At 71.8% G+C, this 11281-nt stretch carries 10 protein-coding genes; 2 read left to right on the top strand and 8 right to left on the bottom strand.

Annotated elements, in window-relative coordinates:
- Window positions 1-189: 189 nt before the first annotated feature.
- Window positions 190-582, bottom strand: coding sequence for an STAS domain-containing protein (locus ACZ6ZN_RS23240; protein ID WP_398108233.1), 393 nt, complete (start codon window positions 580-582; stop codon window positions 190-192).
- Window positions 583-930: 348 nt separating this feature from the next.
- Between ACZ6ZN_RS23240 and ACZ6ZN_RS23235 the strand changes: the two genes are divergently transcribed.
- On the top strand, window positions 931-1302 hold the full coding sequence (locus tag ACZ6ZN_RS23235; protein ID WP_398108232.1) for a PRC-barrel domain containing protein: 372 nt from the start codon (window positions 931-933) through the stop codon (window positions 1300-1302).
- Window positions 1303-1456: 154 nt separating this feature from the next.
- Here the strand turns inward: ACZ6ZN_RS23235 and ACZ6ZN_RS23230 are convergent, their stop codons facing one another.
- Both ACZ6ZN_RS23230 and ACZ6ZN_RS23225 read right to left on the bottom strand, forming a co-directional pair.
- Window positions 1457-1891, bottom strand: a complete 435-nt coding sequence (locus tag ACZ6ZN_RS23230; RefSeq protein WP_333930237.1) for an ATP-binding protein — start codon at window positions 1889-1891, stop codon at window positions 1457-1459.
- A 117-nt stretch (window positions 1892-2008) separates the two neighbouring features.
- Window positions 2009-3907, bottom strand: a complete 1899-nt coding sequence (locus tag ACZ6ZN_RS23225; protein ID WP_469648999.1) for an AMP-dependent synthetase/ligase — start codon at window positions 3905-3907, stop codon at window positions 2009-2011.
- 151 nt (window positions 3908-4058) lie between these two features.
- On the opposite strand from ACZ6ZN_RS23225, the gene ACZ6ZN_RS23220 reads away from it, so the two are divergent.
- Window positions 4059-4292, top strand: coding sequence for a DUF6480 family protein (locus tag ACZ6ZN_RS23220; protein ID WP_398108230.1), 234 nt, complete (start codon window positions 4059-4061; stop codon window positions 4290-4292).
- Window positions 4293-4319: 27 nt separating this feature from the next.
- Here ACZ6ZN_RS23220 and ACZ6ZN_RS23215 read toward each other — a convergent pair whose 3' ends face one another.
- The 5 genes from ACZ6ZN_RS23215 to ACZ6ZN_RS23195 form a co-directional block, all read right to left on the bottom strand.
- Window positions 4320-5408: a glutamate--cysteine ligase 2 gene (locus ACZ6ZN_RS23215; protein WP_469648997.1), complete on the bottom strand. Its 1089-nt coding sequence runs from the start codon at window positions 5406-5408 to the stop codon at window positions 4320-4322.
- Window positions 5409-5519: 111 nt separating this feature from the next.
- Window positions 5520-7727, bottom strand: coding sequence for a 1,4-alpha-glucan branching enzyme (glgB, locus tag ACZ6ZN_RS23210; RefSeq protein WP_469648994.1), 2208 nt, complete (start codon window positions 7725-7727; stop codon window positions 5520-5522).
- A 3-nt stretch (window positions 7728-7730) separates the two neighbouring features.
- Window positions 7731-9101 carry a maltokinase N-terminal cap-like domain-containing protein gene (locus ACZ6ZN_RS23205; protein WP_451879191.1) on the bottom strand — a complete coding sequence of 457 codons (1371 nt, stop codon included), beginning with the start codon at window positions 9099-9101 and terminating at the stop codon, window positions 7731-7733.
- A 28-nt stretch (window positions 9102-9129) separates the two neighbouring features.
- Complete coding sequence (gene treS, locus ACZ6ZN_RS23200; RefSeq protein ID WP_469648991.1) at window positions 9130-10848, bottom strand: maltose alpha-D-glucosyltransferase; 1719 nt, start codon at window positions 10846-10848, stop codon at window positions 9130-9132.
- On the bottom strand, window positions 10845-11281 hold a 437-nt coding region (locus tag ACZ6ZN_RS23195), incomplete at its 5' end, for an alpha-glucosidase C-terminal domain-containing protein (RefSeq protein ID WP_469648989.1). The genes treS and ACZ6ZN_RS23195, both read right to left, overlap by 4 nt.

The raw sequence follows: 11281 nt of genomic DNA, 5'->3' as shown, positions 1-11281 counted from the left end.
CGACAACTCTAACCACGCGCCGACCTCGTACGACACCTGATCCGGGGCAAGCGGTCCGATTCGGGGGAGCGGCCGTCGGCCACCTCTTGGACCGGCGGGCGACGCGCCGGTGACGACGTTCGGGCGCACCGATCCGGGCACCGGCCGACCGGCCCGCGCCGGTGCCGTGCCCGAGGGGTGCCCGGTCGGTCAGAGCTCCGGTTCCTCCGGGACCGACGGTCCCGCGTCGACCCGGGCCAGCGCCTCGTCGACGCTCTCCGATATCGGCACGGTGATGCTCACGCCGGTCAGATCGAGGATGCGCCGCACGGCGGGCGTCGGGCTGATGACGTGCACGCTGCCCTCGGTCTTACGGGTCTCCTGGTAGACGCGCAGGATGATGTTCATCCCCGACGAGTCCATGAACGGCACGGACGCGAGGTCCAGCAGGAAGTGACGTCGGCCGTGGTGGAGTTGGTTGGCCAGATGGGCCTGGAACTCGGTCGCGGTGTCGACGTCCAGGTAGCCGTCGACCGTGATCAGGGCGACGTCCTCCCGGGGCAGTTCGACTTCCACGGACAGCGGGTTCTGGGCGAGGGGCACGGGTACCTCCAACAAGTGCTACGGCCTGGGGTCGGTCACCGCCTGGGGTGACCGCGGTGCGCGGGGATGCCGGTCGTTCTCCGGACTCGGGTGCCGTCTGTCATGCGCCTCCTTCCGCACCAGGGCTCGGATCCCACCGCGCCCCGCGAATACCCGGCAATCCCCGATGCATGCCTGCGTGATGTGCACGGCTTTCGGGATCACCCGGCGGAAGACGCCCGGGTTGCCGACCCGATCACCGAATGCGCGTGCGCCAGGAGGGTAATTGCCGCTGTGGGACGGCAGGACGGGCGGAAGGCGTCCGCCGCCGCCCCGCGATCCGCACACCGCCAGGGAGGATGGAGCAGCGTGGCCATCGACAGAATCTGGTCGTACGCACCCGGCAGCGCCCACACCGAGGGGCAGGACCTGACCGGGTTCAGCGTCGCGGCGACCGACGGCACGATCGGGCACGTGGACCGGGAGGACGCCCCGCACGGCATGCGGCACCTCGTCGTCGACACGGGGGTCTGGGTCTTCGGCCGCAGCGTCCTGGTGCCGGCCGGAGTCGTCACGGGCGTGGACACCGAGGGCCGGAAGATCACACTGGCCTGCAGCAGGGCCGACGCCAAGGAGGCGCCCCGCTTCGAGACCGACAGCGAGACGCGGGACCCGCAGTACCTGACGGCCGTGGGCGACTACTACCACCGGCTGCCGCCGCGCGAGACGACCGCGGTCTGAGCCGGTCACGGGCGCCTCGCGCCCCTGACCGGCCACCTGCGGGCAGGGAGCGCGGTCCTTAAAGGGAGCGCCCGGCGCGAGCCGGGCGCTCCCTTCTCGTGTGCCGTCCGTCCACCGCTCGCCGGGTCCGGGGCGCAGGGGGCGGCGACCGGCCTCACCACGGCAGGAAGACGTGCACGTCCTTGCCGCTGTCGTCGGTCACCACACTGACCTGGTCGCACAGGGTGTGGATCAGGTGCCAGCCGATGCCGCCGCCGCCACTGCGGGGATCGAAGGGGCGTGGGGCGGGTTCGGTGGTGCTGGTGTCGTGCAGGACCACGTGCACGCCGTCGAAGGTCCGGCGCATCCGCAGCGCGAACGGACCCGGGGCGTACTGGACCGCGTTGGCGGCCAGTTCCGTCACCACCAGCAGGATGTCGTCCCAGTACTCGGGAGCGGAGGGCGGGGAGGAGCGTGCCAGATCACGCAGGAACTCCTCCGCTGCGAGGCGCGCACCCGTCACGTCGTGCGGCTCGCCCACGAAGCTGTTCGTGCGGCTGGGGATCTCCTCGGAGGTCAGGGCGTCGTCTCCACGCGGCTCGGTTGACATATCGCCTTTCCGGCCCGGGCGTCAGCAAGGGCTGTCGTCAGGGCAGTCGTCCTTTCTCGTGCGTCGCCACTGTCGCGTGTTCCCATGGTGGCGAGGGCTACGCGTTCGCCACCCCGCTCAGCGGAACACGTTGTCCGTATCGTCCCAATGTGACGGTTCGTCCCTGGTGGGTTGCCGCCCCGGGCGCCTGCGCGACTCGTACATCGCGTCGATCTCGGACGCGTGGTGCCGCACGATCTCGTCGCGGCGCAGCTTCATGGAGGGGGTCAGCAGCCCGTTCGTCACGTCGAACGGCTCGGGCAGCACCCGGAACACCCGGATCGACTCCGACGGCGAGACGGAGCTGTTCGCCGCGGCCACGGCCCGCGCGACCTCCTCCCGCAGCGCGTTCTCCTCCCGGGCCTCGCGCAGCTCGCCCTGGAGGGCCAGTGCCGCGCGCCAGTGGGCCAGGAAGTCCGGGTCCAGCGTGATGAGGGCGCCGACGCAGGGCCGGTTGTCGCCCACCACGACCGCCTGGTGGACGAGGGGGTGCATGCGCAGCCGCTGCTCCAGGGCGGCCGGGGCGACGCTCTTGCCGCTGCTGGTGATGATGACGTCCTTCTTGCGGCCGGTGATCGTGAGGTAGCCCTCGGAGTCCAGCCGCCCGAGGTCGCCGGTGGCCAGCCAGCCGCCGCGCAGGGCGGCCCGGGTCGCGGCGTCGTCGCACACGTACCCCTGGAACACCGACGGCCCGCGCACCAGGATCTCGCCGTCCTCGGCGACGCGGATCTCCGTGCCCGGCAGGGCCTGCCCCACGGTTCCGGACTTCTCCCGGCCGAGCGGCTGCATCGTGACCCCGCCGGCCGTCTCCGTCAGGCCGTACCCGTCGTGGACGTAGACGCCGATGCCCTCGTAGAACAGGGACAGGTCGCGGCTGAGGGGCGAGCCGCCGGACGTGGCCCGCTGCACCCTCCCGCCGAGGGCGGCCCGCAGCCGCCGGTAGACGGTCCGCTCGTACAGGGCGTGCTGCAACCGCAGGTCGAGACCGGGGCCGCGGCCCCGGCCGAGCCGCTGGCGCTCCAGTGCCGCGGCGAAGTCGCGCGCGGTTGCCGCGGCCCGCTCGAACAGCGCGCCGTGGCCGTCCTGCTGCGCGACGCGCAGGAAGTTCTTGTAGATCTTCTCCAGGACCGAGGGGACCGCGTAGAGGTAGGTCGGCCGGAACGAGCGCAGCGCCGCGGCCAGCGCCTCCCCGCTCAGATCGGCCTGGTGCCCCATGAGCAGGCCGCCGCGCACGCACAGCCCCTGGATCATCAGCCCGTACACATGGGAGAAGGGCAGGAACGCCAGCACCGACCCCTGCTCCCCGCGGGGCGCGGCGGTGTGCCCCCAGCCCGCCAGCAGCGTGTCGCAGGGGGCGGCCAGATTGCGGTGGCTGAGGGCGCAGCCCATCGGCCGGCCGGACGTCCCGGAGGTGTAGGCGATCACGGCCGTGGAGTCGGGCAGCACGATCCGGCGCATGGAGTCCACCGTGGTGACCGGCACGTCGTGGCCGCGCGCCGCCAGCTGCTCCAGCGCGCCCGCGTCCAGCTGCCACACATGGCGCAGCAGCGGCAGCGCGGCGCACACCGACCCGACGGTCATGACGCCCTGCTCGTCCTCCACGACCACGGCCACGCAGCCCGCGTCCCGCAGGATCCACTCCACCTGGTCACGCGAGGAGGTCGGGTAGACCGGGACGACCTCGGCGCCCACGGCCCACAGTGAGTAGCACAGGACCGTCCACTCGTAGCGGGTGCGGGCCATGATGGCCACGCGGTGACCGGGCGCGATGCCGGCGGCGATCAGCCCCTTGGCCGTGTCCACCACCTGGTCGCGCAGCTCGATCGCGGTGATCTCCTCCCAGGCGGCGGAGGCCGGATCGACGCGGCGGGCCAGCAGGGGCCGGGTGGGTTCGCGGTCCGCCGTCTCGAAGACGCTGTCGGCGAGGCCGCCGGTCAGGTTCGGCGCGGCAGGTGGAGCGAGGGCGAGGTCGCGCATGCACTGCTCCTGACATGTACGTGGTGTGACCGTGCCGACGGGTACCGTCATCGGCGGTGCTCGAATGTAGTCCAGGCAGGACCCTTCGGGGTCGGAAAATACGGAAGTGGGTCCGCTGATGATCCGGGCGTGATCGGGGGACCCGGTCGGCATGAGTCACTACAGTCCCGATCCCGAGCCCGAGCGCAGCACCGGTCTGGAGCCCGGCGGCGGTGTGCCGCCGGGCGAGACCCCACCCGCGGAGAGCAGCATGCCCGAGGCCCTGCCCCGGGAGACGCACAACCCGACCAAGGGGTGGGCCAAGGGGCCGATGGCCGTGATCATCATCGTTTCCGTGCTGGTCGCGGCGTTCTTCCTGGCCTACGCACTCGTGCTGATCCTCTGAGCCGGCGCCCGCTCGAGCCGGGACGTCTCACCCCTGCGTGTGCCGCACGCACTCCGTGACGACGTCCCGCAGGCTCCCCGTGCGCTCCATCAGCTCGCGCTGCACCCGGGCGCCGTTCCCCTCGCGCAGCAGCTCCTCGCAGGCGGCCCGGGCCTGCTCCAGGTCCCCGGTGCTGTCGAGGGCCTCCTCGACGTGCTCCAGCAGGGCGCGCACGACCGTCTCGGCCGGCATGCGGCGCATGGTCGCGGGGTGCAGCAGCTCGCCCGTGAGCCCGCACCGGGCGGCCTGCCAGTCGGCCAGCCGCAGCAGGCCGACACCGGGGTCGAGCGGCTCGGTCCCGGCCCGCCACTCCCGGGCCGCGGTCTCCACCAGCCCGCGCACGAGTGTGGCGATCAGCACGGCCGTGCCCGAGTGCAGGCAGACGTCCGAGACGCGGAACTCCACGGTCGGATAGCTGCGCGACAGCCGGGCGTCGAAGTAGATCATCCCCTCGTCGAGGATCGTGCCGGTGGCGACCATGTCGGCGACCTGCCGGTGGTACCGCTCCGCGGAGCCGAACAGCTCCGTGGGGCCGGCGGAGGGCCAGCGCAGCCACACCCGGCTGCGGTAGCTGCTGTACCCGGAGTCCTTGCCCTGCCAGAACGGCGAGTTCGCGCTCAGCGCCTTCAGCACCTGGAGCCAGGGGCGCACCCGGTCGACGACCGCGACGCCCTCCTCGTCGGACTCCGCCGACACGTGTACATGACAGCCCATGACGAGCTGCTCCTGGGTGGCGATGCCGTACTGCTCGGCCATCCACTGGTAGCGGCGGTTCAGGCTGACCGCCGGACTGACCGGCAGCGGGGACGTGGCCAGGGCCGCCACGGTGCAGCCGATGTCACCGGCGTGCCGGGCGGCCTCCTTGCGGCAGCGGACGATCTCCGCGTGCAGGCTCTCCATCGAGGACTGCGGATGCGTGGCGAACTCCAGCATCTGCTCGTGGAGTTCCTTCTCGAACACGTCCTGCCCCGCCTCGTCCTGCGCCGCCCGGGCCAGGACCGCGGCGGACAGTGCCCGCGGTTCACCGGTCTCCGGATCGACCAGGAGGAGTTCCTCCTCCACTCCCACGGTGCGCACCTGGTGCCCGCCCTTCTGTCTCCGTCGAGTCGTACCACCGGAACGTCCCGGTGGTACGACCCCCAGTGCCCCCCGCGGGCGGGTGGGACACCTGGCGGGACGGAGGCAGTTCTACCCGGCGTCCGGCGTCAGCCACACGGTGGCCAGCGGCGGCAGCGTGATCCGCAGGCAGCCGTCCTCCGGCTTCACCGGATCCGGGCGGGTGACGCCGCTGCCGCCGTAGCGCAGGTCGTCGGTGTTGAGCCGCTCCCGCCAGGCCACGGCGTCCCCCGGCACCCACAGCCCGTAGTCGTGCCGGACCACGGGGGAGAAGTTGGAGACCGCCAGCAGCGGGTTGCCCTCGGCGTCGTACCGCAGGAACGCCAGGACGTTGTCGTCGGCGGAGTCCACCGCCACCCAGCGGAAGCCCTCCGGCCGGGTGTCGCACTCCCACAGCGCCGGTGTCTCGAGGTACACCGCGTTCAGGTCGCGGACCAGCTCGCGCACCCCCCGGTGGTCGTCCGCCGAGTGGTAGCCGTCGTCGAGCAGCCACCACTCCGGGCCCTGCTCCACCGACCACTCCGCCCCCTGCGCGAACTCCTGCCCCATGAACAGCAGCTGCTTGCCGGGGTGGCCCCACATGTAGCCCAGGTAGGCCCGGTGGTTGGCACGCCGCTGCCACCAGTCGCCCGGCATCTTCGACACCAGGGCCTGCTTGCCGTGCACCACCTCGTCGTGGGAGATCGGCAGCACGTAGTTCTCGCTGTAGGCGTACACCATCGAGAACGTCATCTCGTGGTGGTGGTATTTGCGGTGCACCGGCTCGTGGGAGACGTACTCCAGCGAGTCGTGCATCCAGCCCATGTTCCACTTCAGGCCGAAGCCGAGCCCGCCGGAGTCGGTGGGCTTGGTCACCCCGCCCCAGGCGGTGGACTCCTCGGCGATGGTCACCACGCCGGGAGCCCGCCGGTAGACCGTCGCGTTCATCTCCTGGAGGAACCGCATGGCCGCCAGGTCCTCCCGGCCGCCGTAGGCGTTGGGCTCCCACTGGCCGTCCTCGCGCGAGTAGTCCAGGTAGAGCATCGAGGCCACCGCGTCCACGCGCAGCCCGTCGATGTGGAACTCCTCGCACCAGTACACGGCGTTCGCCACGAGGAAGTTGCGCACCTCGGTGCGGCCGAAGTCGAACTCGTAGGTGCCCCAGTCCGGGTGCTCCGCACGGCGGTCGTCCCCCGGCTCGTACAGCGGCTCCCCGTCGAAGCGGGCCAGCGCCCAGTCGTCCTTCGGGAAGTGGGCCGGCACCCAGTCCATGATCACGCCGATCCCCGCCCGGTGGCAGGCGTCGACGAAGAACCGGAAGTCGTCCGGCGTGCCGAGCCGGGCCGTCGGCGCGTAGAAGCCGGTCACCTGGTAGCCCCAGGACCCGTGGAAGGGGTGCTCGGCGACCGGCATCAGCTCGACGTGGGTGAAGCCCATCTCCTTGACGTACTTCGGGAGCTCCTCGGCGAGCTGCCGGTAGGTCAGCCCCGGCCGCCAGGACGCCAGGTGCACCTCGTACACCGAGAACGGCGCCTCGTGCACCGGCCGGTCCGCCCGGTGCGCCATCCACTCCGCGTCGTCCCACGCGTAGTGCGAGGCCGTGACGATCGACGCCGTGTTGGGCGGCTCCTCCGTGCGGCGCGCCATCGGGTCGGCCTTGAGGAAGCGGTGGCCGTGCCGCGAGTGGATCTCGAACTTGTACGCCGTGCCCTCGCCGACGTCCGGCAGGAACAGCTCCCACACACCGGACGCGCCCAGCGAGCGCATCGGGAACTGCGTCCCGTCCCAGTGGGTGAAGTCGGTGGCCACCCGCACGCCCTGCGCGTTCGGCGCCCACACCGTGAACCGGGTGCCGGTCACCCCCTCGTGGGTCATGGGCTGCGCGCCGAGTGCCTGCCACAGCTGCTCGTGGCGCCCCTCCCGGATCAGGTGCAGGTCGAGCTCGCCGAGCGCGGGCAGGAACCGGTACGGGTCGTGCGTCTCGATCTCACCCGCCTCGTACACCACGTGCAGCCGGTAGTCGGGGACGTCCGCCAGCGGCAGCACGCCCGAGAAGAGCCCCTCGCCCTCGGAGACCAGGGGCACGCTCCTGCCGCCGGTCACGACGGACACCGAGCGGGCGAACGGGCGCAGCGCCCGGAAGACCACTCCGCCGGGCACCGGGTGGGCGCCCAGCAGGGCGTGCGGGTCGTGGTGGGCGCCCGCCAGCAGCCGCCCGCGGTCCTCCGCGCTCAGGGCGGGCGCGGGTGCCGTCGTGACCGGGCCGGACGGCTCCGGGATTGAGGTGTCTCGCAGGGCCACGGCTCAGTCTCCTCTCACGGCGAGGCGCTCGATCGCCGCCATCGGTACAGGCAGCCAGTCGGGGCGGTGCCGTGCCTCGTACAGCACCTCGTACACGGCCCGGTCCGTCTCGTAGGCCCGGAGCAGTCCGTGCTTCTTGCGTGGGTCCCAGCCGGCGCGGGCGGCGTAGCCCGCGCAGTAGGCCTCCCGGCAGCGGCGGGCCCACTCCGGGCGCCAGGGGCGGCGCTGCCGGGCGGCGTAGTCGAAGGAGCGCAGCATCCCGGCGATGTCCCGCACGGGGGAGTGGGCGCTGCGCCGTTCGGAGAGCGGCCGGGACGGCTCGCCCTCGAAGTCGATGACGAACCAGTCGCGCCCGGCCCGCAGCACCTGTCCCAGATGCAGATCGCCGTGGATGCGCTGGGCGGGCGGGCCCGGGTCGCAGGTGGTGAGCGCGGCGAACGCGGTGCGCAGTCCCGGTACGTGGGGCTGGAGCGCGGGCACGCAGTGCGCGGCGGCGTCCAGCCGCTCGGTCATGGCCGACGCCGTGCGCGCGTTCTCCCCGGGCGCCCCGACGGGGAACGCCGAGGCCAGCGCGAGGTGCACCTCGGCCGTGGCCGCTCCCAGCGCCCGGGCCTGGACGGTGAAGTCGTCCCCGGCGGCCAGCGCCTCCAGGGCCAGCGTCCAGCCGTCGGAGGCCCCCTGGAGGTAGGGCTGGAGCACGCCCAGGGTCGCGGTGAAGGGGTGCCTGGTCTGGAACCAGGCCACCGGCGCGGGGACGCGGTGGCAGCCCTGGCGGGCCAGCGCGCCCGGCACCTCCAGGTCCGGGTTGACGCCCGGCTGGATGCGCCGGAAGACCTTCAGGATGTACTCGTCGCCGTACACCAGCGAGGAGTTGGACTGCTCGGCGTCCAGCAGCCGCGGCACGAGCCCGGCGGGGACCTCCTGCTCCGGGTCGCAGTCGAAGCGCAGGGGGCCCGCGGTGCCCGGCCGGCGCAGCCGCTCCAGCAGCAGTTGCGCGGAGCGCGGATCGTGCAGGGCGTCGTAGACGGTCGTGCCGGCCAGCGGCCCGTCCTGCACCTGCCCGATCAGCGCCCGGCCCAGCCGTGGCGACGGGTGCTCGCGCACACCGAGCAGCAGCTGGTAGCAGTCGCCGGCCGGGGGCGCGCCGCCGGGCGAGGGCACGCCGGTGTGCCCCGCGTGCCCGGCGTGCACCAGCAGGTGCAGGCACCCCGGGAACAGCTCGGTCATCGACAGCAGACCGAGTTCGGTGACGGGCCGGTCCTTGCCGGCGAACCAGCGCTGCCGGGGCAGCCAGTCGCGCAGCAGCGCCCCGAGCGACTCCATGGGCTCGGCCAGGCGCGTGAGGTCCGGGCGGAGGGATGCGGTCTTCGGCATGGTCACGCCTCCTTTCGTCGGCGCACGCTCACAGTCGCCGGCCGATGCGGGATGCGACTCGAGTGAGCCGGAACCAGTAGAAGCCGTGGCCCCCGAGGGTGAGCAGGTACGGCAGTTCACCGATCGCGGGGAAGCGGACCCCGCCGAACAGCTCCACCGGGTGCCGCCCGGCGAACTCGCGCAGGTCGAGTTCCGTGGGCTGGGCGAAGCGGGCGAAGTTGTTCACGCACAGCACCAGGTCGTCCTCGTACTCCCGCAGGAAGGCCAGCACGGCGGGGTTGGACGAGGGCAGCTCGGTGTAGGAGCCGAGGCCGAACGCGGGGTTCTGCTTGCGGATCTCGATCATGCGCCGGGTCCAGTGCAGCAGCGACGACGGCGACGACATCGACGCCTCGACGTTGGTCACCTGGTGGCCGTAGACCGGGTCCATGATGGCCGGCAGGTACAGCCGGCCGGGGTCGCTGGTGGAGAAGCCGGCGTTGCGGTCCGGGGTCCACTGCATCGGGGTGCGCACCGCGTCGCGGTCGCCGAGCCAGATGTTGTCGCCCATGCCGATCTCGTCGCCGTAGTACAGGATCGGCGAGCCGGGCAGGGCCAGCAGCAGCGCGGTGAACAGCTCGATGGTGTGCCGGTCGTTGTCCAGCAGTGGCGCCAGGCGCCTGCGGATGCCGATGTTGGCCCGCATGCGGGGATCCTTGGCGTACTCGGCCCACATGTAGTCGCGCTCCTCGTCGGTGACCATCTCCAGGGTCAGCTCGTCGTGGTTGCGCAGGAACATGCCCCACTGGCAGTTCGACGGGATCGCCGGTGTCTTGGCCAGGATCTCGGAGACCGGGTAGCGGGACTCGCGGCGGACGGCCATGAAGATGCGGGGCATGACCGGGAAGTGGAACGCCATGTGGCACTCGTCGCCGCCGGCGGCGTAGTCGCCGAAGTAGTCGACGACGTCCTCGGGCCACTGGTTGGCCTCCGCCAGCAGCACGGTGTCCGGGTACTGGGCGTCGATCTCCTTGCGCACCCGCTTGAGGAAGGCGTGCGTGGCGGGCAGGTTCTCGCAGTTGGTGCCCTCGGCCGCGTAGAGGTACGGGACCGCGTCCAGCCGGAAGCCGTCGATGCCCAGGTCCAGCCAGAACTTCAGCGCGGCCAGGATCTCCTCCTGGACGCGCGGGTTCTCGTAGTTGAGGTCCGGCTGGTGCGAGAAGAAGCGGTGGAAGAAGTACTGGCCGCGCACGGGGTCGAACGTCCAGTTCGAGGTCTCCGTGTCGACGAAGATGATCCGCGCGTCCGGGTAGCCCTTGTCGTCGTCGGCCCACATGTAGAAGTCGCCGTAGGGGCCGTCGGGGTCCTTCCTGGACTCCTGGAACCACGGGTGCTGGTCGCTGGTGTGGTTCATGACGAAGTCGATGATCACGCGCATGCCGCGCTGGTGGGCGGCGTCGACGAACTCCACGAAGTCGGCGAGGTCGCCGAACTCGGGGAGCACGGCGGTGTAGTCGCTGACGTCGTAGCCGCCGTCACGCAGGGGCGACTTGAAGAACGGCGGCAGCCACAGGCAGTCGACGCCGAGCCACTGGAGGTAGTCCAGCTTGGCGGTCAGGCCCCTGAGGTCGCCGACGCCGTCGCCGTTACTGTCCTGGAACGAGCGGACCAGCACCTCGTAGAAGACGGCGCGCTTGAACCAGTCGGGATCCCGGTCCCTGGCCGGGGTGTCCTCGAAGGTGTCCGGCACGGGTTCGTTCACGGTCATGACGTTCCTGCCCCTCCGTTACCTTGCGCGGCGGGCGGGGACTGGAGGTGGAAGACGTGCGCGGGAGCCCGCCCCGGCTCGAGGCGCACGTAGTTGTTCCGGCCCCAGTGGTAGGTCTCGCCGGTGAGCTCGTCGCGCACCGGCACCGACGCGTGCCAGTCCAGGCCGAGTCGCGGCATGTCGAGCGAGACCGTGGCCTCCTGGGCCCGATGCGGGTCGAGATTGACCACCACCAGGACGACGTCGTCTCCGCTGCGCTTGCTGTAGGCGAGGAGCGCGTCGTTGTCGGTGTGGTGGAAGTGCAGGTCGCGCAGCTGGTGCAGCGCGGGGTGGATCCGGCGGACGGTGTTGAGGCGGGTGATCAGCGGGGCGATGCTGCGTCCCTCGCGTTCGGCCGCCTCCCAGTCGCGGGGCCGCAGCTGGTACTTCTCCG

Source organism: Streptomyces sp. NPDC053665, assembly GCF_055585285.1.
The sequence above is the reverse complement of the archived record's forward strand: the minus strand, read 5'-3'. Positions and strand labels throughout refer to the sequence as shown.